General features: G+C 60.2%; 18 protein-coding genes and 1 pseudogene. 6 read left to right on the forward strand and 13 right to left on the reverse strand.

Annotated features, from left to right (window positions below; genetic code table 11):
- Positions 1 to 81 precede the first annotated feature (81 nt).
- Positions 82 to 1,503, reverse strand: coding sequence for an MltF family protein (locus tag ACKZ62_RS20165; RefSeq protein ID WP_442116767.1), 1,422 nt, complete (start codon positions 1,501 to 1,503; stop codon positions 82 to 84).
- Between the two features lie 236 nt (positions 1,504 to 1,739).
- Between ACKZ62_RS20165 and ACKZ62_RS20170 the strand changes: the two genes are divergently transcribed.
- The 3 genes and pseudogenes from ACKZ62_RS20170 to ACKZ62_RS20180 all read left to right on the forward strand — a co-directional run bounded on the left by ACKZ62_RS20170 (position 1,740) and on the right by ACKZ62_RS20180 (position 4,585).
- Positions 1,740 to 2,546 (forward strand): TatD family hydrolase, encoded by an 807-nt coding sequence (locus ACKZ62_RS20170; protein ID WP_122752689.1) that lies wholly within the window; start codon positions 1,740 to 1,742, stop codon positions 2,544 to 2,546.
- 96 nt (positions 2,547 to 2,642) lie between these two features.
- On the forward strand, positions 2,643 to 4,124 hold the full coding sequence (locus tag ACKZ62_RS20175; RefSeq protein WP_447095720.1) for a methyl-accepting chemotaxis protein: 1,482 nt from the start codon (positions 2,643 to 2,645) through the stop codon (positions 4,122 to 4,124).
- A 99-nt stretch (positions 4,125 to 4,223) separates the two neighbouring features.
- A pseudogene (locus ACKZ62_RS20180) lies at positions 4,224 to 4,585 on the forward strand (terminase).
- A 3-nt stretch (positions 4,586 to 4,588) separates the two neighbouring features.
- Here ACKZ62_RS20180 and ACKZ62_RS20185 read toward each other — a convergent pair.
- The 3 genes from ACKZ62_RS20185 to ACKZ62_RS20195 form a co-directional block, all read right to left on the reverse strand.
- Positions 4,589 to 5,386, reverse strand: a complete 798-nt coding sequence (locus ACKZ62_RS20185) for an acyl-CoA thioesterase (RefSeq protein WP_442116766.1) — start codon at positions 5,384 to 5,386, stop codon at positions 4,589 to 4,591.
- 90 nt (positions 5,387 to 5,476) lie between these two features.
- Positions 5,477 to 6,238 carry a CHAD domain-containing protein gene (locus ACKZ62_RS20190; protein WP_447095721.1) on the reverse strand — a complete coding sequence of 254 codons (762 nt, stop codon included), beginning with the start codon at positions 6,236 to 6,238 and terminating at the stop codon, positions 5,477 to 5,479.
- 45 nt (positions 6,239 to 6,283) lie between these two features.
- Positions 6,284 to 6,562 carry a hypothetical protein gene (locus ACKZ62_RS20195; RefSeq protein WP_032888964.1) on the reverse strand — a complete coding sequence of 93 codons (279 nt, stop codon included), beginning with the start codon at positions 6,560 to 6,562 and terminating at the stop codon, positions 6,284 to 6,286.
- Between the two features lie 218 nt (positions 6,563 to 6,780).
- Between ACKZ62_RS20195 and ACKZ62_RS20200 the strand changes: the two genes are divergently transcribed.
- Entirely contained in the window at positions 6,781 to 7,818 is a 1,038-nt protein-coding gene (locus tag ACKZ62_RS20200; RefSeq protein WP_032888962.1) for a patatin-like phospholipase family protein, read from the forward strand.
- 22 nt (positions 7,819 to 7,840) lie between these two features.
- On the opposite strand, the gene ACKZ62_RS20205 is transcribed toward ACKZ62_RS20200, so the two are convergent.
- The 6 genes from ACKZ62_RS20205 to kdpF all read right to left on the reverse strand — a co-directional run bounded on the left by ACKZ62_RS20205 (position 7,841) and on the right by kdpF (position 15,785).
- Positions 7,841 to 8,530, reverse strand: a complete 690-nt coding sequence (locus tag ACKZ62_RS20205; protein ID WP_032888961.1) for a response regulator — start codon at positions 8,528 to 8,530, stop codon at positions 7,841 to 7,843.
- A 37-nt stretch (positions 8,531 to 8,567) separates the two neighbouring features.
- On the reverse strand, positions 8,568 to 11,219 hold the full coding sequence (locus ACKZ62_RS20210) for a DUF4118 domain-containing protein (protein WP_122680138.1): 2,652 nt from the start codon (positions 11,217 to 11,219) through the stop codon (positions 8,568 to 8,570).
- 57 nt (positions 11,220 to 11,276) lie between these two features.
- Positions 11,277 to 11,822, reverse strand: a complete 546-nt coding sequence (gene kdpC, locus ACKZ62_RS20215; protein ID WP_095184208.1) for a potassium-transporting ATPase subunit KdpC — start codon at positions 11,820 to 11,822, stop codon at positions 11,277 to 11,279.
- A gap of 97 nt (positions 11,823 to 11,919) precedes the next feature.
- The gene (gene kdpB, locus ACKZ62_RS20220) at positions 11,920 to 13,977 is read right to left on the reverse strand and encodes a potassium-transporting ATPase subunit KdpB (RefSeq protein ID WP_177326448.1); all 2,058 of its coding nucleotides are present in this window, start codon (positions 13,975 to 13,977) and stop codon (positions 11,920 to 11,922) included.
- A gap of 14 nt (positions 13,978 to 13,991) precedes the next feature.
- Positions 13,992 to 15,686, reverse strand: coding sequence for a potassium-transporting ATPase subunit KdpA (gene kdpA / locus ACKZ62_RS20225; protein ID WP_032888953.1), 1,695 nt, complete (start codon positions 15,684 to 15,686; stop codon positions 13,992 to 13,994).
- 9 nt (positions 15,687 to 15,695) lie between these two features.
- A complete protein-coding gene (gene kdpF, locus ACKZ62_RS20230) occupies positions 15,696 to 15,785 on the reverse strand; it encodes a K(+)-transporting ATPase subunit F (protein ID WP_447095722.1) in 90 nt (29 codons plus the stop codon).
- A gap of 409 nt (positions 15,786 to 16,194) precedes the next feature.
- Here kdpF and eat point away from each other — a divergent pair, with 409 nt between their 5' ends.
- On the forward strand, positions 16,195 to 17,559 hold the full coding sequence (gene eat, locus ACKZ62_RS20235) for an ethanolamine permease (RefSeq protein ID WP_095184207.1): 1,365 nt from the start codon (positions 16,195 to 16,197) through the stop codon (positions 17,557 to 17,559).
- Positions 17,560 to 17,670: 111 nt separating this feature from the next.
- Positions 17,671 to 17,838, forward strand: a complete 168-nt coding sequence (locus tag ACKZ62_RS20240) for a DUF2897 family protein (RefSeq protein WP_081797766.1) — start codon at positions 17,671 to 17,673, stop codon at positions 17,836 to 17,838.
- A 6-nt stretch (positions 17,839 to 17,844) separates the two neighbouring features.
- Here ACKZ62_RS20240 and ACKZ62_RS20245 read toward each other — a convergent pair whose 3' ends face one another.
- The 3 genes from ACKZ62_RS20245 to ACKZ62_RS20255 all read right to left on the reverse strand — a co-directional run bounded on the left by ACKZ62_RS20245 (position 17,845) and on the right by ACKZ62_RS20255 (position 20,288).
- Positions 17,845 to 18,693: an urea carboxylase-associated family protein gene (locus ACKZ62_RS20245; protein ID WP_095184206.1), complete on the reverse strand. Its 849-nt coding sequence runs from the start codon at positions 18,691 to 18,693 to the stop codon at positions 17,845 to 17,847.
- Between the two features lie 15 nt (positions 18,694 to 18,708).
- Positions 18,709 to 19,353 (reverse strand): GntR family transcriptional regulator, encoded by a 645-nt coding sequence (locus ACKZ62_RS20250; protein WP_095184205.1) that lies wholly within the window; start codon positions 19,351 to 19,353, stop codon positions 18,709 to 18,711.
- 602 nt (positions 19,354 to 19,955) lie between these two features.
- On the reverse strand, positions 19,956 to 20,288 hold the full coding sequence (locus ACKZ62_RS20255) for a ComEA family DNA-binding protein (RefSeq protein ID WP_032888945.1): 333 nt from the start codon (positions 20,286 to 20,288) through the stop codon (positions 19,956 to 19,958).
- Positions 20,289 to 20,341 lie beyond the last annotated feature (53 nt).

The raw sequence follows: 20,341 nt of genomic DNA on the forward strand, positions 1-20,341 counted from the left end.
GGGGTTGGTTGGCCGCTATATTAATCAGTTTAAACAATGATAAAAGCCGAAAAAATACCTGATTAATATCGATAAAATCGATTACTTCCGTGAGGCAATTTTCGGTGCTGGCGGCTCCAGGGACTCACGCTCCCGATCGAACGCCAAGAAGTACTTGTTGACGCTATTAACATAGCTGACGCCGCCCATTCCCACCTGTTCCATGGCAATGCGCTCCACCTGGAAGAACCATTGGTTGGGGTTCAATCCCCGGCGCCTGGCCTCGGTGCGCATACCCTGCACGCGCTCCGGGCCCATGTTGTAGGCCGCGAGTACAAAAGCCATGCGTTCACGCTCGTTGAGCTTGGGGCTGGCGAAGAACTTGCGACGGATCAACGCCAGATAACGCGCGCCCGCCTGCACATTACTGTCGAGACTTTCGATATTGTTGACGCCCACCCGCTGGGCCGCTGAGGGTGTGATCTGCATCAAGCCGGTAGGACCACCGCTGTTGCGCGCGCCAGGATCGAAGGCGGATTCCTTGAAAGCCAGCGCTGCAAGGTTAAGCCAGTCCATGCCCTGCTCGCGGGCATGTTTTTGCAGCACTGGCCGCAGCTTTTCCAGGCGCTGGCGGTCGGCGCGGGCCAGTGGGTTGCGCACCTGGTAGAGGCGTCGATAAATACGTTGAAACGCCACGTCCTGGTCGGAAGGCGTGCGATAGGTCTTGAGAAATCGATCAATACTTGCACGCAGAATCGAAGCGTCCTGGCGAACAAACCAGTATTCATCGCCGGGTTCGCTGATGACGACTTGTTTGTCGAAGCGCAACTTGGGCAGGATCTTCGACCAGCGTTCGGCAATCGGTTTCTCGACAATGGTGAGATGGAAAATCCCCGCCTGCACCATTTCCAGAACGTCCTCCACTGCCAGGGTCGGGTCCACCCATTCCACCTTCACCGGTGGCTGCTTGTGCAGGGCCAGCTTCTGATTGACCTGGCTGATGGCATCCGCTGCCGCACTGCCAGTGGTCAGCGCCAGCGTCCGTCCTGACAGTTGCTCCAACTTGGTAAAACGCCGCTCTCCCTTCACCCCCACCAGCCACAACGGTACCGCGCTGGCAATCGGGCTACTGGTGCTGATCTTGTGAGCAGCCTTCACATCAAGCAACTCGCCAGGAGCAACCAGATCGCCTTCACCACGGGCCAGCGCGCCGAGCAATTGATCCTTGGCCTTGGGGATTATCTTGAGGTTTATTTCCTGGCCATCACGGGCGTGACCGTTGAGGTATTGCTCGAAGGCGCGTAGGCGGTGGTATTCAACACCTATGGCCTGGCCCTGCACTTCGCCGGAACTGTTGCGACTTTGGTTGACCAATACCCGAAGGGTGCGACTTGAACGAATCTCCGCCAAGTCACGGACCTTGCCAGGCTTGGTCACTTCCAGCGGCCCGTCCAGACGCGCAACCGCCGCCAAAGGCAACAGTAACGCCAGGCACAACATAAGCAACGCCGAGGGTCGGATCATCCGCTCTCCGGAAAGAATACTGGCCAACGCGCTCGCGAAAAACGACGCGGTGGAGGTCAGAAACAGAGCGCTTTATGCGCAGGCTTTGCGTGCAACGGTGGCACAGTGCAGGACGTTCAGCCAAACACGATGTCACTTGCGACGTTCAAAGACAGCTATAACTCATTGTAGTTCTTCGTTTTTCTTATAAATCTACAGCTCTGATATGCTTTCCGGCCGCAGGCGGAGATAGCACCATGCAACTCATTGATATCGGCGTCAACCTGACCAACCCCAGTTTCGACGACAAGCACCAGGCCGTTCTCGACCGCGCCTACGCCGCCGGCGTGCAGCAATTGGTACTCACCGGCACCAGCGTCGACGGCAGCGAACAGGCTCTGGAACTGTGCGTCAACCTCGACGAAAGCGGCCAACGCCTGTTCAGCACCGCAGGCATCCACCCCCACTCCGCCAGCGACTGGAACGGCGACAGCGCCCAGCGTTTGCGCGGTTTACTCAGCGAAAGCCGCGTACGTGCCGTGGGCGAATGCGGCCTGGATTTCAACCGGGATTTCTCACCGCGCCCGCAACAGGAAAAAGTCCTGGAAGAACACCTGGCCCTGGCCGTCGAGCTAAAGCTCCCGGTATTTCTCCATGAGCGTGACGCTAACCAACGCCTGCTGGAGATCCTCAAGGACTACCGCGACCACCTCCCCGCCGCCGTAGTGCATTGCTTCACCGGCGAACAGGCGGCGCTGTTCAGCTACCTCGACCTCGATTTGCACATTGGCATCACCGGCTGGATATGCGACGAGCGCCGTGGTACGCACCTGCACCCACTCGTCAAAGAAATTCCCCGGGGCCGCCTGATGCTGGAAAGCGATGCGCCTTACCTGCTGCCGCGCACCCTGCGTCCCAAGCCGAAAAACGGTCGTAACGAACCGGCTTATCTGACGGAAGTACTGCGCGAAGTCGCCCTGCACCGCAACGAAAGCGCGCAAGACTTGGCCGACCACAGCACTGCCTGTTCACGCGCTTTTTTTGGGTTGCCGACCTTGGATTGATGCGGCGCATTGACCCATGTCAAAACCGGTTTTCTGAGTAGCGGCACAATAATGGCACCTTGCCAATGCTGTTTCCGCTATCAGAGAAAACCTTCCATGGGTGCCTGGCTTAGCAATATCTCGCTGAAGTACAAATTCTGGGCCGTCAACGCGGTCGCCTTCATCACCACCCTGCTGCTGGTGCTGTACGCCGTGCAGCTCGAACAACAAGCGCGCAGCACAGCCTCCCAGGTTTCGGCGCAGGCCCAGGGCCGATTGCTGGGGGCCTGGCCAACCAACCAGCCGCTCCCCAAGGACGCGCATTGGCTGACGTTTGCCCGAGGCCAAGTCCCACAGTTGGGCGATTTGGATCTGTCAGCCCTGAGCACCACCACCGGCTGGGTCGAACTCAATCACATGCCGCTGTTTGGTGAAAATCCATTGATAGGCGCTGAAGTCATTGCCCGCCCGGATGGGCAATACATTGGCGTACTTGCCTACGCGCCAAGCTTGAGCCACGTCTTCAGCGACCGCTTCGCTAATTACGCTGTGGCTGTCGCAATCCTGATGCTTGTGATGCTTGGCGCTTCGCAACTGCTGATCCGCTTCCTGCTCAGTCAGCTCAACACGCTCAAGGATGTCATGCTGCACGTGGAGAAAACCGGCGACCTGTCGGCCCGCGTCCCCCTGGCCTGCAAGGATGAAGTCGGCCAGATGGCCAGCGCGTTCAATGCCATGCAGGCTGGCTACCAGCGCGTGGTCAGCACCGTGGCGCGCACCGCTCGGCAACTGGACGAAGGCGCTGCACGTCTGGCCAGCAGCATGAATGAGGTGCAGCACGGCATGCTCGGCCAGCAAAGCGAAACCGACCAAGCCGCCACGGCCATCAACGAGATGACCGCCACCGTCTACCACATCGCCCAACATGCTGGCGCCACGCGAGATTTGTCCCAATCCGCCGACACCCTCGCCGGTAGCGGCCAGGAAGTGGTGACTCGGGTAAGACACTCGATTGCCGGACTCTCCAGCGGCGTGCAACAAACTGCCGTAATGATCCAGAAGCTTGCTGAAGACAGCCAGAAAATCAACGGTGTGGTCAGCGTGATTCACAGCATCACCGAACAGACCAACCTGCTCGCCCTCAACGCCGCTATTGAAGCCGCCCGCGCTGGAGAAATGGGCCGTGGCTTCGCAGTCGTCGCCGACGAAGTGCGCAATCTGGCCAAGCGCGTGCAAAGCTCCACCGACGAGATCACCCGTATGGTTTCAGCGCTGCAAGCCGGTACCCGCGACGCGGTGGACTTTATGCAGGAAAGCTCGTTCAAGGCCGACGACTGCGTGCAACAAGCCCAGGAAGCCGGTGCCGCACTCGCCGAAATCACCGATGCCGTGGCGCAGATGCGTGAAAGCAACACTCAAATCGCCGTTGCCGCCGAACAGCAAAGCCATGTGGCCGAAGAGATGAACCGCGCAGTGGTCAGTATCCGCGATGTGACCGAGAACACCGTGCACCAAACCGTGGATTCGGCAACGACCAGCAATGAACTGGCGACGTTGGCAGGGGAGTTGAGCAAGGCGATTGGGCAATTGAAACTGTAGGACTGGCTATGAGCCCCATAGCGAGCCCCAATTCGCCCACGCGCCCGCCCCCACCTAAACTCTCTCCATGTTGTTTCAACGGACAGAGGAATCACCATCATGGGCAAACGTCATCCCAATCTCCGCGCCTGGCAATGGCATAGCTACCCGCAGAAGCACCAGCACCCAACGAACCTGGCCTTGAACCTGATCGCCGTGCCGCTGTTTATCGTTGGCTTTCTGTTGATCGTTTCTGGGGCCTTTAGTCTGAGCCTGGCCAGTTTCGCCGTTGGCGTAGTCGGCATTCTGGCCGGCCTGGCATTGCAGCGTCATGGTCACAGCCTGGAAGCCCAGATGAGTCAGCCGTTCAGTGACCGCAAACATGCGGTGAGCGCCTGGTAATTGAGCAGTTCGTGACCTCTGCGCGCGTTGTGTCAAGCAGTGGCGGGTGGCGCGCCTGGCGCCAGCGCCATCTGCACTGATGCTTAAGCGAATACCACAACAGTCTGGCGGCTGATAGCAATCAATCCGCCAGTAGGGCTCCACAGCGCAGCGGCAGCATGGCCGTAGCCGTCGCGGGCGTGTTCGATGTTGACGCAGTACTGGCACCAATCGAGGGTGGTCAGATCCTGCAACGGTTGGATGAATTCGATGGTCCAGGTCAGGGTGCTGCCCGGTGCCGGTTTCTTCAGGTGCGGCAGCAATGCCGGCGGCCAGGCGTCGACCAGGGCGAGGATATGCGCCTCGGTCAACGGCTCTTCTTTCACATCCCCACGCAAGCGAACCCAGCCCCCCATTTCGCGGGACTTATTACCGGTGAATGGCAGGCCGCCAACGCTCCAGCGCATTGCCAAGTGACGCATAAATTCAGGCGTCACGCCCTTGATATAGGGCAACTCCTGGCACTCGTCCCAGTGTTTGAACACCGGCGCCGCGTCGCTTGCCACATCTATCTCTGACTCACGGGATGCGCCAAAACTGGCTTGCACCAGGGTCGCCACTTCACCGTTCTGAACGACGCGGCCTAGCAACTGACTGACTGCCTTGCCTTCGCGCAACACTTCGACTTGATAACTGGCGGGCACATCGGGCGCCACCGGCCCCACGAAGGTTATTGCCAACGACCGCAATGGTCGATCCGCAGGCACTTGGGCACGCAGTGCTTCGTATTGCAAAGCGGCGACCAGCCCGCCAAACGTCGCGCGACCTTGGGCCCATTCAGCGGGGATGGTGACATCCAGCGGGTGGCTACGGGCAGCGTCGAGCAAATCACTAAAGCGCATGGCGACCTCAGGTCAAAGGAAACAGATGAGGGATCTTAACCATCGTGCAGGTGAGGTACAGCGCGTATTCCGGCCAAAAACCGGACCGATTCAGAAACAATCCGCGCTGAGCTTGTCCAGCACCCGATCCGCCTGTCCCTCGGATTTAGCCATGGTTTTGTGCCATACCGCCACACACGGTTGCAGATCCGCTTGATGTTCAGCCTGGGCCAGCCACTGCCAGCAGTCATGCCAATCGCCCAGGACACCTTGGGCTTTCTTCAGGCGCGACATGGCATTAGCGGGCAGTTTGTCCAGTTCCGGATACGCCTCGGCCGCATAACGCACGCGCTTGATCAACAAACGCAGACGGTGGCGATCATGGCCGGGATCCTTGAGGGCTTCACCGAGGGTTTTCCATTGCTTGGCCAGACGCTTCTCGATGCGCGAGCGCAGGCCTTTGAGCAATTTCTGATGTTGGGAGGCGCGAATAAAGCGTGGGAAAGCATCCAGAATCTGCAGCAAGTGCGCCAACTCCGGACTTTGCGCTACCTGGCGATACGCATCGGGCTGTAGGCGCAGACGCCGATCTGCCGCTTCGTGATGACCATGCTGATGCAGATAAGCAGCCAGCACTTCACGATCACGCAGGGGGGTGGTCAATCGGCCAACGGTGCTGGCAGCCAATTCGAGCTGTTCGACGCCTGGCAACCCACGCAAGGGTCGCAACAGGCTGCGCAGGCGCCGCACGGTGGTGCGCAAGTCATGCAGCGCTTCATCGTCGGTGACGGCGGCGAGGCGAGCCTGGCAGCTCAGCAACCCTACTTCCAGGCCAATGACCTGAGCGACTAACTGATCAACCAACGCTGACATCCTGCCCCCGCCTTTTGATGAAAAATCCTACTTGCTGCCCATGGCTCAACGCCCGGCGCGCGACTCACGAATATAGAACCGTGCCTTCTCAGCCTTGTTGGAGCAGCCTTCAAACGCTTCAAACTGTTGCTGTGTCTTCGCACCGGTCAAGAGGGACAACGCCTTGGAATAGCTGACGGTACCGGCGAACCCTTCGGCCTTGGCCAGGTCCAGTTCTTTCCAGGCAGCGTCCAATTGCGCGCCGCAACTATCGCGGTAAGCGGTTTTCCCGGCACAACCGGCCAGGGCCAACAGAATCACAGGCACACACATCCAGGCTTTCATCAATGACACCTCAAAATAAAGAAAAACAGTCGTACGGTTGTAGACGTTGCCTACAACAAAAAGTGCCTTGTCCTTAGCCTGAAATCGATAGTACCTATTGCCAGAGCATACCCGAGCCTACTCGCTATTCTGGAAAAATATTACGCAGTTCAGCGAAGATTGAAGCGGCCCCCTCAATGGGTGCATTGTGAGGACCTGCCGATCAAAGGATATGGACCATGAAGAAACGTGTTGCCTTGGTGCTGGGCTCCGGTGGAGCCCGGGGCTACGCCCATATCGGGGTGATCGAAGAAATCGAACGGCGCGGCTATGACATTGCCTGTATCGCTGGCTGTTCCATGGGCGCGGTGGTGGGTGGGATCTACGCCGCGGGCAAGCTGGACGAGTATCGAAACTGGATTGAAAGCCTTGATTACCTCGACGTGCTGCGTCTGGTGGACGTGAGTTTTCGCCTGGGAGCGATTCGTGGCGAGAAGGTCTTCGGACAGATCCGCAAGATCGTCGGCGAGATCAATATCGAGGAGCTGCGCATTCCCTACACGGCCGTGGCCACCGACCTCACCAACCAACAGGAAATCTGGTTTCAGGAAGGCTGTCTGCACCAGGCCATGCGCGCTTCGGCCGCAATTCCCAGCCTGTTCACCCCAGTGATGCAAGGTAACCGCATGCTGGTGGACGGCGGCCTGCTTAACCCACTGCCTATCGTGCCGGTGGTGTCGAGCCATTGCGACTTGATCATCGCAGTCAACCTCAACGCCACCAACCAGAAACACTACCAATTGCCGGTGATCCAACGTCCGCCGGCGTTCAAGAGCCGCTTCAACAGCTTGGCGAAATCACTCGGCTCGCACCTGCCGTTTCGTCGTAAGCAAGCCGAGCAGTTAATGAAGCTGGAGCAGGAAGCGTTGCAGGCCCAGGCGGCCGAGATCAACCCTTGGCTGGATTCGGCTGAGCCCGAGTCCCAACAACCCGCCGCTGCGCCGGAAAAACCCGGGGCGCCGAAGTCGGCGACCGGTTCGTTCATCATTGATAACGTGGGGCCGGCGTCGTTGCTGGACCTGATCAACCAGAGTTTTGAGGTGATGCAGACGTCATTGGCTCAGTACAAAATTGCGGGTTATCCGCCGGATGTATTGATCAACGTGCCGAAGCGGGTGTGCCGGTTTTTCGAGTTCTACAAGGCGCCGGAGTTGATCGCTTTGGGGCGCGAAATTGCCAGCGATACGTTGGACCGCTATGAAAGTGAACAGCCCTGAGTGCTTCGACAGGCGCCAGACTCTAACCGCCTAACAACCGATACCCGACCCCCGCCTCGGTCACGATAAAGCGTGGCTGAGTCGGATCATCCGCCAGTTTCTGGCGCAGATGGCCCACCACAATCCTCAGGTAGTGACTGTCCTCGGTATGGGTCGGCCCCCAGATATCCTTGAGCAGTTGCTGCTGGGTGATCACCCGTCCTGAGTGCCGCGCCAACTGCGCCAACACGGCATATTCCTTTCGAGTCAGCGCCACTTCGACACCGTCCAGCAGCACACGGCGATAGGCCAGATCGACCGTCAGCGGGCCGAAACTCAACGCCGCTTCCTGCGCCTCACCTGCGGGCGCCTGGCGCAGGAGCGCGCGAACCCTGGCGAGAAACTCCTGGATTCCAAAAGGCTTGGTCACATAGTCATTGGCGCCGCCGTCGAGGGCTTGGACCTTTTGCCCTTCGCTGGCGCGCACCGACAGCACCAATACCGGCACCGTCGACCACTCGCGAAACTCACGCAGCACTTGCTGGCCGTCCATGTCCGGCAAGCCTAGGTCGAGCACCAGCAAGTCCGGCTTGCTCAAGGCCGCCTGGGCCAAGCCTTCGTTTCCGGTGCCCGCCTCGATCACTTTGTAACCCTGGGAGGCCAGGCTGATGCGCAGGAACTTGCGGATCTGCGGTTCGTCATCAATGACCAAAATCGTCGCGGTCTGGCTCATGGTGTCCCATCAAAATCCGTGGAGAAAAGAGGGTAGCTCACGACTCAGGCTCCAGGCCAGGCTGTGCAGGCAATGGAAGGAACAAGGTGATGCAGGTGCCGCGCCCTTCAATGCCATCGGCCACGCTGATATGCCCACCGTGCGCCCCAACCATCCCCTGGCAGATCGCCAAACCCAGGCCGGTGCCCTGCCCGCCCCGATCACCGCGCGCAGCGGTGTAGAACATATCGAAAATCTTCGCGCGCTCATCCTCGGGGATGCCCGGCCCCTCATCGGCTACCGCGAAAAACAGTTGCTTATCCGACACGCCGGCACTCAATTGCAAACGTCCCTGAGGGGGTGAAAAGCGTGCGGCGTTCTCCAGCACATTGACCAGCGCCTGTTCGATCAGCGCCGCATGCACATACAGCAACGGCAGCTCAGGCGGCACCTCGGTGCTCACCTGCAATGGCGCCAGTACCGCACGCAAACGGCCAAGGGCGCTGCCGACGATATCGCCCGGCGACACCCAATCACGCGCCAGCTTGAGGGCGCCATGGCCCAAGCGAGTCATGTCCAACAGGTTCTGGATATAGCGATCGAGACGCTCGGCCTCATCACGCGTGCCTTCCAGTAATTCGCGACGGTCCTCCAGGGGAATGGCTTCACCCAACGCCAGCAGGCTGTCGATACTGCCGCGCATGGACGTCAGCGGCGTACGCAAATCGTGAGACACCGACGCAAGCAAGGCACTGCGCAGTTGCTCGGTTTCGCCGTGCAGGCGTGCGGATTCTAGCTCCTGCGCCAACTGCGCACGGGCCAGGGCCTGGGCCAGAGGCTGACTCAGAGCAGTTAGCAAGCGGCGGCGCTGACCGCTCAACGCCTGGCCCGGTTTGGCACTGACACCGAGCAAGCCCAGCGGACCTTCCTCGCCCGACAACGGCCACCACCACCAGCGCCCAAACGGCAACGTGCCGGTGCCCATGCCCGCGGGTTGGTCATGTTGCCAGGCCCAATCGGCGGCGGCGCGTTCGGCTTCGCTGAAGGTCAGCGGGCCGCCGGTTTCGATCTTCCAACCACCCTGTCCATCGCGATTGACCAGGCACAGGTCCAGGTCGTTCCAACCTTCAAGGTGATGGGCCGCCGCGCTGACCACGGCCTGGCGATCGGTGGCGGCGGTGAGTTTGCGTGACAGGTCAAGCAGCTCGCTGGTTTCCTCCTGGGTATCGCGCAACGCCTGCAATTGTCGACGCTGACGCGCCGCGAGGTTGCCGGTGAGCGCTGCCATCAGCAGGAAGAACAGCAGGGTCAGCACATCTTCTTCACGCTGGATGGAGAAGGAAAAATTCGGCGGAATAAACAGGAAGTCGTAGGTCAGAAATGATAAAGCCGCGCAGACCAGGGACGGCCCCAGGCTACTGCGCACCGCGACCAGCAATACGGCAGCAAGAAACACCAGCGAGATATTCGGCAACGGCAACACACTGGACACCGCCCAGGCCACGCCGGCAGCAATCACCGTCGCCACCACTGCCAAAAAGTAGTCGAACCACACCAGCCCGCGGACCTGCGGCAAGCGCGGCGCCGCGGGAATATCGTCACTGTCGAGCACGTTGATTTCCAAGCCGCGCGCATTGCGCAGCAAACGCGCCGCCAGGCCTCCACCGAATAAACGACGGCGCCAGCGCATCCGTGACTGTCCCACCAACACCAGGCTGGCGCGGCGTTCGCCGGCGTGCTGGATCAAGGTTTTGGCCACCTCCCCCGCCCGTAGCAACACGACTTCCCCGCCGAGACGTTCGGCCAATTGCTGGGCGTTTTGCAGGCGCAGACGCGACTGCTCATCCCGTGCCCGGCCGTTATCGATATGCACCAGGCTCCACGGCAAATGTCGACGCTGCGCCACACGACTGGCATGCCGCACCAGGCGTTCGGCCTGCGCGTCGCCATCCACACCCACCAACAAGCGGCCGCGCACCGCCGGCGCGGCCTGGCCGAGCTGGCGATAGCCCTGGGCCAAGTCGTCATCGACATGGGCTGCGGCCGTCTGCATCGCCAGCTCGCGCAGGGCCATCAGGTTGGTCTGGGTGAAAAACGCATCGATGGCCGCACGGGCCTGTTCCGGAACATAGACTTTGCCGTCGCGCAGGCGCTCCAGCAGCTCGCGGGATGGCAGGTCGATCAGCAGCAGTTCGTCGGCCTCTTGCAGTACCCAGTCCGGTAGCGTTTCACGCACCTGCACGCCGGTGATCCCGCGCACTTGGTCGTTGAGGCTTTCCAAGTGCTGAACGTTGACCGTGGTAAACACGTTGATGCCCGCAGCGAGCAGTTCCTGAATATCTTGCCAGCGCTTTTCATGGCGGCTGCCGGGCGCGTTGCTGTGGGCCAGTTCGTCCACCAGCACCAGCTTGGGCTTGGCGGCGAGCAGGCCGTCGAGGTCCATTTCTTCGAGCATCACACCGCGATATTCGCTGCGCAGCAACGGTTGCTGTGGCAGGCCGGCGAGCAAGGCTTCGGTCTCGGCGCGGCCGTGGGTTTCCACCACACCGGCGACCAACTTGACGCCTTGGCGCAGTTGGGTGTGGGCCGCCTGCAGCATGGCGTAGGTCTTGCCTACGCCGGGTGCGGCACCGAGGAAGACTTTGAGCCGGCCACGACCATTACGGGGTAGATCGGCTAGCAGGGCATCGGCGCGGCCGGAGTCGCTCATGCGGGCAGTGTCCTTCAGGTGATGATGTAGTCGGGCAAGTGAAGATCAACTGTGGGATCAGAGTTTTTCCAGCGCCATGTTCAGCGCCAGTACATTCACTACCGGTGGCCCCACCAATGGGCTTTCGATGTGCTCATCCAACAGCCGTTGCAAGGTCGACACCGGCACATTCCGCGCCGCCGCTACCCGCACCAGTTGATAGGCAATCGCCTGGGGTGGCAAGTGTGGATCAAGACCGCTGCCAGAGGTAGTCAGCGAGGCCAAAGGTACCGGGCCCTGACCTGGCACCAGCTGTTTATTTGCGTCATCGAATACGCGGGTGGCTAACGCTGGGTTACTCGGGCCAAGGTTACTGGCGCTGCTGGACACCGTCGCAAAGGCGCCCGCCGATGGACGCGGGTGAAACCAGCTGTCGCCGGTAAAATCCTGGGCGATCAGGCTGGACCCGCGCACCTTACCATCGGCGTCGCGTACCAGGCTGCCGTTGGCCTGATCGGGGAATGCCACCTGGGCGACGCCGGTCACCACCAATGGGTAGGCGACGCCGGTGATCAGGGTCATGAGCACTAAAAGGCTCAGGGCTGGACGGATGATGTTGGACATTTCAGGTTCCTCAATTCGTTGGATACAGCGACCTTGGTCGCAGTGGGGCTGCTTCGCAGCCCAGCGCGGGGCAAGCCCGCTCACTACAAGGTCTGGCTTATACGAGGTGCAGGGCGGTCAACAGCATGTCGATGGCCTTGATACCCACGAACGGCACCAACAACCCACCCAAGCCATAGATCAACAGGTTGCGCCGCAGCAACGCCGCTGCACTCGCTGCCTGCACGCGCACACCGCGCAATGCCAACGGGATCAACACCACGATGATCAACGCGTTAAACACAATGGCCGACAGGATCGCGCTCTGCGGACTCTGCAAGTGCATGACGTTGAGCACGCCGAGTTGCGGATAGATCGAGGCAAACAGCGCCGGCAGAATCGCAAAGTATTTGGCCACATCGTTGGCGATTGAAAAGGTGGTCAGCGCGCCACGGGTCACCAGCAATTCCTTGCCGATCTGCACCACGTCCAGCAGCTTGGTAGGGTCGCTGTCGAGGTCGACCATGTTGGCGGCCTCACGGGCGGCTTGAGTGCCGTCGTTCATCGCCATGCCCACGTCGGCCTGCGCAAGTGCCGGGGCGTCGTTGGCGCCGTCGCCGCACATTGCCACCAGGCGCCCGTCGTTCTGCTCATGACGGATACGTGCGAGTTTTTTCTCTGGCGTGGCTTCGGCCAGCACGTCATCCACGCCCGCCTCAGCGGCGATCGCAGCAGCCGTCAGCGGGTTGTCGCCAGTGACCATCACGGTGCGGATGCCCAGTTTGCGCAGCTCGGCGAAACGTTCGCGGATGCCGGGCTTGACCACGTCCTTCAAATGAATCGCACCAAGCAGCTTGCCATCGGCGCACACCAGCAAAGGCGTGCCGCCGCTCTGGGCGATCTTGTCGATTTCCCGCGACAGCGCAGGTGCAAGGTCTTGACGCTGCTGGCCGATAAATGCCAGCAGCGAATCCACCGCGCCTTTGCGGTACACGCGGCCCTGGTAGTCAACGCCGGACAAGCGGGTTTCAGCGCTGAACGGCACGGCGGTCAACTCGTCCTGGGAAGGCTCGGCCTGAGGGTGCAAGGCGCGCAGGTATTCAACGATGGATTTGCCTTCCGCCGTGTCGTCCGCCAGGGACGCGAACAGCGCGCCTTCGGCCACCTCGCGACCGCTGACCCCGGGCGCCGCGACCACCGCCGCACACCGGCGATTACCAAAGGTGATGGTGCCGGTCTTGTCCAACAGCAACACATGTACGTCCCCGGCGGCTTCCACCGCGCGGCCAGACTTGGCGATCACATTGAGGCGTACCAGGCGGTCCATGCCGGCAATGCCGATGGCCGACAACAAGCCGCCAATGGTCGTGGGAATCAGCGTCACAAGCAGTGCGACCAGAAACACCAACGGCAAGCTGCCATTGGCGAAGTGGGCGAACGGCTGCAACGTTACGACCACCAGCAGGAAGATCAGCGTCAGGCCGATCAGCAGGATATCCAGCGCGACTTCATTGGGGGTCTTCTGGCGCTTGGCACCTTCTACCAAGGCAATCATGCGGTCCAGGGTGGACTCACCGGGGTTGGCGGTGATGCGAATCATCAGCCAGTCCGAGACCAGCCGGGTGTTGCCGGTGACGGCCGAGCGGTCGCCGCCAGACTCACGGATCACCGGGGCGGATTCGCCAGTGATCGCCGCTTCGTTAACCGCCGCGATGCCTTCGATCACCTCGCCGTCACCGGGGATCATTTCCCCTGCGGCAACCCGCACCACATCACCCTTACGCAGGCTGGTGGCCGGCACGACCTTGAAGCTGCCATCGGCTTCCTTGCGCCGTGCACTCAGACCTTCACTGCCTGCCTTGAGGCTGTCGGCGCGAGCCTTGCCTCGCCCTTCGGCCAAGGCTTCGGCGAAGTTGGCGAACAGCACGGTGAACCACAACCACACGGCGATCTGCACGGCAACGAAGGTCGGCACGGAAGTGTCGGGCACGAAGCACAGCACCGTGGTGAGGATCGCAGTCAGTTCGACCACCAGCATCACCGGCGAGCGTTTCAGTTCGCGCGGGTCCAGCTTGACGAACGCCTGGACCAGCGCCGGGCGCCACAGAGCAGAGATAGCGGTTTTGGCAGGCTCCTGGGGTTTGACCGGGGCCGCGTTTTTTGCAGGCATATTCATGTTCATATCCCTTCTCAGAAGCCCATGCTCAAGTGTTCAGCGATAGGACCCAGCGCCAGCGTCGGCAGGAAAGTCAGGCCGCCCACCAGCAAGATGGTTACGGTCAACAGAGTCACGAACAGCGGGCCGTGGGTGGGGAAGCTGTTCTGGCCAATCGGTGCGCTCTTTTTCATCGCCAGGCTGCCGGCCAGGGCCAGTACCGGCAGGATGTAGCCAAAGCGACCGATCAGCATGCCCAGGCCGAGCATCAGGTTATGGAACGGCGTGTTGGCACTGAAGCCGCCAAACGCAGAGCCGTTGTTGGCACTGGCGGAGGTGTAGGCATAAAGCAACTGGCTGAAGCCATGGGGGCCAGGGTTGCTGATAGCGCCGGCCGGGCCTGGCAGGCTGGCGGCAATGGCGCCGAGCACGAGCACGCCAACTGGCATCACCAGCAAGGTCACGACGAGCAACTGTACTTCCTTGGCCTGGAGTTTCTTGCCCAGGTATTCCGGCGTACGGCCGATCATCAGGCCAGCCAGGAACACCGCGATCAACACGTTAAGCAACATCCCGTACATACCGGCGCCGACGCCGCCAAAGATCACTTCGCCGACCATCATGTTGACCAGCGCCACCATCCCGCTGAGGGGGCTGAGGCTGTCCTGCATGCCGTTGACCGAACCGTTGGACGCCGCGGTGGTGGTCACTGACCACAGCACCGTGCCAGTGGTGCCGAAGCGCGCTTCCTTGCCTTCCAGCGGCGCGGTTTGCTCTACGGCCGGGTTGTTCAGGGTCGGATTGGGCTGATACTCGGACCACAGTGAAGTCGCGCCGCCGATCAGGAACAGCGCCAGCATGCAGCCAAGAATGGCGCGGCTTTGGCGCAGGTCTTTGACGTAATGACCGAAGGTGAATACCAACGCCACCGGAATCAGGATGATGGACGCCACCTCAAACAGGTTGGCCCAGGCAGTCGGGTCTTCAAAGGGATGCGCCGAGTTGACGCCGAAAAAACCACCGCCGTTGGTGCCCAATTGCTTGATCGCAATCTGGCTGGCCGCCGGGCCCAGGGGGATCACCTGATCCACGCCTTGCATCGTCACGGCATCAACGTAATGGGCGAACGTCTGCGGCACGCCCTGCCACACCAGGAACAACGCCAGCACCAGGCACAACGGCAACAGGCCGTAGAGGGTAGCGCGGGTCATATCGACCCAGAAATTCCCCAATGTCTGGGCAGATTTGCGACCGATCCCACGGCACAAAGCGACCAGAACTGCCAGTCCAGTGGCCGCACTGACGAAGTTCTGCACCGTCAGGCCAGCCATCTGGCTGAGGTAGCTCAGTGACGCCTCACCGCTGTAGGACTGCCAGTTGGTGTTGGTCATGAAACTGACCGCAGTGTTGAAGGCCAGCGTCCACTCCTGCCCCGGCAATTTCTGCGGATTGAGCGGGAGATAGTCCTGGAACATCAGGATCGCGAACAACAGCAGGAAACCCGCGAGGTTGAATGCGAGCAACGCCAGCATGTACTTCTGCCAGCTCTGCTCCTGCTGCGCGTCGACACCCGACAGGCGATAACAGGCTTTTTCGACAGGCCCGAGCACCGGGCTCAGCCACGTGCGCTGGCCTTCCATCACCTTGTAGTAGAACCGCCCCAGGAACGGTGCCGGCACCAATACCACGGCAAAGAAGGCGATGATCAGCCAATAGTCATAACTGTGCATGGCCAGCTCCTAGTTCCGATCCGCGCGTAACAGCGCAACCATCAGATAAATAAACAGCGCCACGGCCAATAGCAGTGACACTCCGTCCAGAACACTCATGGAAGTCTCTCCGTTCAGCGGCGAGTGCCGCGTGTGGGGCAATTGTCCGCAGGAGTGGCGTAAAGGAACGAGTGCGAGGGTGCGGGCGGGGCGTAAAGAAGGCGTAAAGAGTGGCTTTATGCGGGGTTTACACTGCGGGTTTCCAGCGTCTGGGCGGGCGCTATCCGGAGCAAGCCCCCTCCCACACTTGACCGAGTTGTCATGCCGAGCGCCAGTCAACCTGTGGGAGGGGCTTGCTCCCGATAGCGTCGGCACCGTCACCGCCGCACCTATCTGGTGCAACACCGGCAAATTTCAAACGCCAAACCATCCCCCAGACGACAGTTGCACGCCTTTACGACAATGATTCTCAAGCTGGCATGGCCGCTGCAACACCTTGAATCATTCCAAACCGTTCAGGGAGCAACACATGAACACACAACTCAAACCCACCCTAGGCACCCTGCATTTATGGGGCATTGCCGTCGGGCTGGTGATCTCCGGTGAATACTTCGGCTGGAGCTATGGCTGGGGCGTGGCCGGAACCTTGGGCTTCCTGGTGACCTCGTTGATGGTCGCCGCAATGTACACCTGCTTTATCTTCAGTTTCACCGAGCTGACCACCGCGATTCCCCATGCTGGCGGACCGTTTGCCTACAGCCGTCGTGCATTTGGGGAGAAAGGCGGTTTAATCGCCGGTCTTGCCACCCTGATCGAATTTGTCTTCGCGCCGCCTGCCATTGCCTTGGCCATCGGCGCTTATCTGAATGTGCAGTTCCCTGCGCTGGACCCGAAGCACGCTGCCGTCGGTGCCTATATCGTGTTCATGGGCCTGAACATCCTTGGCGTGAAACTCGCCGCGACCTTTGAACTGGTGGTGTGCGTGCTCGCCGTCGCAGAGCTGCTGGTATTTATGGGCGTGGTCGCTCCGGCATTCAGTTTCAGTAACTTCGCCCTGAATGGATGGGCCGGTTCCGATACCTTTGGCGCCCCGGCGATTGCCGGGATGTTTGCCGCAATTCCGTTCGCGATCTGGTTCTTCCTTGCCATCGAAGGCGCAGCCATGGCGGCTGAAGAAGCGAAGGATCCGAAGCGCACCATTCCGAAGGCCTACATCAGCGGCATCCTGACCTTGGTGATCCTGGCCATGGGCGTGATGTTCTTTGCCGGCGGAGTGGGTGACTGGCGCACCCTGTCGAACATCAACGACCCGCTGCCGCAGGCCATGAAAACCGTGGTGGGCGAAAGCTCCGGCTGGTTGCACATGTTGGTGTGGATCGGCCTGTTTGGCCTGGTAGCGAGCTTCCACGGCATTATCCTGGGCTACTCGCGCCAGTTCTTCGCCCTGGCCCGCGCCGGTTACTTACCGTCTTTCCTCGCCAAACTGTCGCGTTTTCAGACACCGCACCGGGCCATAATCGCCGGCGGTGTGGTCGGCATCGCCGCCATCTACAGCGACGGTCTGATCAACCTGGGCGGCATGACTCTGACTGCAGCGATGATCACCATGGCGGTTTTCGGCGCCATCGTCATGTACATCATGAGCATGCTCAGCCTGTTCAAACTGCGTAAAACCGAACCGCTGCTGGAACGCACCTTCCGCGCGCCGGGTTACCCGATCGTGCCAGGCATTGCGTTGGTGCTGGCGGTGGTGTGCCTGGTGGCCATGGCGTGGTTCAACACGCTCATCGGCTTGATCTTCCTGGGCTTTATGGCGGTAGGTTTCATCTACTTCCAACTGACCGCACAAGACCGTGCCGATGCGCCAGCGGACGCAATGTTGACTGGGCTCTAAGGTTTACGAGGCAGAACGGGCTTACACTGAACTACTCAGAAAGCCCGTAACTCAAAGCAGTTATTACCGTGGGAAAATTCTCCCACAGCAATCTGCCTCAAGGAGAGCCTTATGCCGTGGTATGCGTGGTTGATTATGGTGGTCGCGATTGGGTCGATCGTCGGTGGGCTTATGATGCTGCGAGACAGCGCCAACAAGGTGGAACTCACCGACGAGCAACGCAAACGCGTGGCCGAACGCAACGCCCAGGCGGACGCCAAGGATTCTCAGGATCGCTAGTTAGGCTTACTCCCAATCCGCCTTGGCAATATGCAACCCGTGCTGCCCCTTGTAGGCAGCACGCTCCGGCTGGCTCCAGCCGCTCAGCAATTGATCCTCCAACTTGTAGATCTCTACGCCCAGCGGACGACATACCGTCAGCGGATCCTGTGCGTCCGGCCCCCACATCGGCAGCGACAGATCTCCACCCGGGCAGGTCGACAGTGCACACAGCAAATCAATCTCCGCAAAGAACTCCAGGTAATCCCCCTTCTGCGCCGGACACGCCTTCATGAAGTACATGTCGTCGTGATTCAGGCCGGTGCACTGGAAAATATTCAACACGTCATGCACGTCGAATTCCGTAAGACCGTGGGGCAGCACCGCGCGAGTGAGGTTCGAATGGCAGTGGTGATGGAAATCCTCACCGGTCAGCATCCGGTTCACGTAGGGATCGCAGCGCGTGCCGAGTAAGTCGTGGAGGCGCCCGCCGTGCTCGTCGATACCATAACTGGCCAGGCTGTCATCGGTGATGGTCACCAACGGTCGCAGAAACGGCAGGTTCGACCACAATCGGTCATGGGTGCTGACATGGGCGCCCTGCAATTGGCGGGTGCGCGCCGCCCAAAGACGTTCCCGCGGGTCGTGGGCGTTCCAGACATTAAAGTCACCCACCTGCGGGCCCACTGGCGTAGTAACACGAAACACATGCCCCGCCGGCACCTTCCAGGCCCTGCCTGTTCGAATAGGCACCTCAAACTGTTCGATCAAGGTGCGTTGATCCGCCCGGTCACGAATGCGCTCGTAAAACGCCGTGTCGACCTGCAGCGCCGAGCCTTTGCTGACCTGATAAGCGGCCGGATAATCTTTGTACATGGTGCACATCCTCGATCAGGGGTGGGTAAACAACGCCAACGACAGGCGTTCGGAATCTTCCAGGTACAGGCTCATCGCCTCCCCTGCCGCGTGTTTGTTCGCCTGGACCAATAACGCGTAAATCTCGCGGTCACGCTCAAGCCAAGGTGACTGAAAACGCTGCTCATCGGGCGCCGCACAAAACACGAGGCGTAGCTGGGCGATGACCCGGGCGAAAAACTCATCGAACAAGGGGCTGCGCATCAACCCGACGATGTGCTGATGGAACAACAAACTGTGGGTGGCCACGGCACGCCAATCTTCGCGCTCACGGGCCAGGGTGGTGGCGTCGATGGCGTTTTGCATGCGTTCAGATTGATCGTCCGTCAACGCTTTGCTTTGTGCGATGGCCTGCAATTCCAGTGTGCGGCGGACAACAAACAGATCGCGAACTTCCTCCCGCTCCAATCGCCGGACCATCACACCCTTGTTGCGCACATAACGGGTCAAGCCCTCCTGCCCCAAACGGTGGAGGGCTTCGCGAATCGTATTGCGCGACGCACTGTAGGCCGTGACCAAATCCGCCTCGACCAGGGCCATACCCGGCAACAACCGACCGCTGATGATGTCGGCACGCAGCTCCAAAGCAATCTGGTCTGCTAAAGACATATTGGGTGTCATCATCGCCTCATGATTGTTGAACAATCTTCTGTCTGGAGGTAATCACGTTTCATGCCAACCTCCAGAACGGGCGATATGGGTATAAAAAGTTAAGGTTGGTTAAAATGCCAGCCTGTGGCTGGGGCCGCCTTATACGTTATTTACAACACCACAAAACCCAAACTCACCCATGCATCATCAAGGAAGCGCCCGGCCTTCACAGATCAGCTGCGGACCTGAACGCCCATCGCGACAACCTGTTCAGTCAGCAAAGACCGCTGGATGCATTTGTCGACAACTACCTGTCGGAACGGCACATGTCCTGCCCCGGACCACGGCTTCCCGCTGCCAACAATGTTTTCCGAGATAGATCTGAGCGACCAGCCCAGTGCGATACCGAACCCTCTCGACGTAAGACTTGAGCAAATTGAAACGGCGCTGGGAGATGTGCGTTGCGGCGCAGAGAGGCTGGGGAAGATGTCGACACTGGTAGGCGCATAAGTCCTTGCCAGGAGTGTCGAAGACCCGCAATTGCTGAGGTGGAACATAGACGTGGTGCGGGGGAACGTGAAGCGCGGAACTAACAGAAGAAAGAGGCCGATCAATGACCGGCCCCTTGGAGCTTAGTTGATCACCAGCCTGTCGCGGTTCTTCTCCAACAGCGCCTTGCCGATACCCTTCACTTCCAGCAACTCATCCACCGCCGTGAATGGGCCATTGCTTTCGCGGTAGGCGATGATTGCCTTGGCTTTGGCAGCGCCAATACCGAACAGATCCCGACGCAGGGTCTCGGCGTCTGCGGCGTTAAGATTGACCTTGGCGGATTGCTCGGCCTTGGCCATCTGAGCGCTGATAGGGGTTGGGGCTTCAGGCTTGATGGAAGGGGCTGCGGTGCTGGCGACGGAGAGGGTTGTAAGAACGGCGAAAATCAGCGAAGAGATGTAGGTGTTCTGCATTGGTGACGCTCCATGACATCGTTGAAAGAAAAGCAGCTTTTCCGAAGCTGCTT

Source organism: Pseudomonas sivasensis (assembly GCF_052938085.1).

Bases quoted from the DNA above. Each gene is read 5' to 3' on its own strand.
- ACKZ62_RS20200 (WP_032888962.1), top strand. From the start codon at position 6,781: ATGAAGAAACGTGTTGCCTTGGTGCTGGGCTCCGGTGGAGCCCGGGGC.
- kdpC (WP_095184208.1), bottom strand. From the start codon at position 11,822: ATGTCCAACATCATCCGTCCAGCCCTGAGCCTTTTAGTGCTCATGACC.
- ACKZ62_RS20175 (WP_447095720.1), top strand. From the start codon at position 2,643: ATGGGTGCCTGGCTTAGCAATATCTCGCTGAAGTACAAATTCTGGGCC.
- ACKZ62_RS20245 (WP_095184206.1), bottom strand. From the start codon at position 18,693: ATGTACAAAGATTATCCGGCCGCTTATCAGGTCAGCAAAGGCTCGGCG.
- kdpF (WP_447095722.1), bottom strand. From the start codon at position 15,785: ATGAGTGTTCTGGACGGAGTGTCACTGCTATTGGCCGTGGCGCTGTTT.
- ACKZ62_RS20185 (WP_442116766.1), bottom strand. From the start codon at position 5,386: ATGCGCTTTAGTGATTTGCTCGACGCTGCCCGTAGCCACCCGCTGGAT.
- ACKZ62_RS20210 (WP_122680138.1), bottom strand. From the start codon at position 11,219: ATGAGCGACTCCGGCCGCGCCGATGCCCTGCTAGCCGATCTACCCCGT.
- ACKZ62_RS20255 (WP_032888945.1), bottom strand. From the start codon at position 20,288: ATGCAGAACACCTACATCTCTTCGCTGATTTTCGCCGTTCTTACAACC.
- ACKZ62_RS20205 (WP_032888961.1), bottom strand. From the start codon at position 8,530: ATGAGCCAGACCGCGACGATTTTGGTCATTGATGACGAACCGCAGATC.
- ACKZ62_RS20165 (WP_442116767.1), bottom strand. From the start codon at position 1,503: ATGATCCGACCCTCGGCGTTGCTTATGTTGTGCCTGGCGTTACTGTTG.
- ACKZ62_RS20240 (WP_081797766.1), top strand. From the start codon at position 17,671: ATGCCGTGGTATGCGTGGTTGATTATGGTGGTCGCGATTGGGTCGATC.
- ACKZ62_RS20250 (WP_095184205.1), bottom strand. From the start codon at position 19,353: ATGACACCCAATATGTCTTTAGCAGACCAGATTGCTTTGGAGCTGCGT.
- kdpA (WP_032888953.1), bottom strand. From the start codon at position 15,686: ATGCACAGTTATGACTATTGGCTGATCATCGCCTTCTTTGCCGTGGTA.
- ACKZ62_RS20170 (WP_122752689.1), top strand. From the start codon at position 1,740: ATGCAACTCATTGATATCGGCGTCAACCTGACCAACCCCAGTTTCGAC.
- kdpB (WP_177326448.1), bottom strand. From the start codon at position 13,977: ATGAATATGCCTGCAAAAAACGCGGCCCCGGTCAAACCCCAGGAGCCT.
- ACKZ62_RS20195 (WP_032888964.1), bottom strand. From the start codon at position 6,562: ATGAAAGCCTGGATGTGTGTGCCTGTGATTCTGTTGGCCCTGGCCGGT.
- ACKZ62_RS20190 (WP_447095721.1), bottom strand. From the start codon at position 6,238: ATGTCAGCGTTGGTTGATCAGTTAGTCGCTCAGGTCATTGGCCTGGAA.
- eat (WP_095184207.1), top strand. From the start codon at position 16,195: ATGAACACACAACTCAAACCCACCCTAGGCACCCTGCATTTATGGGGC.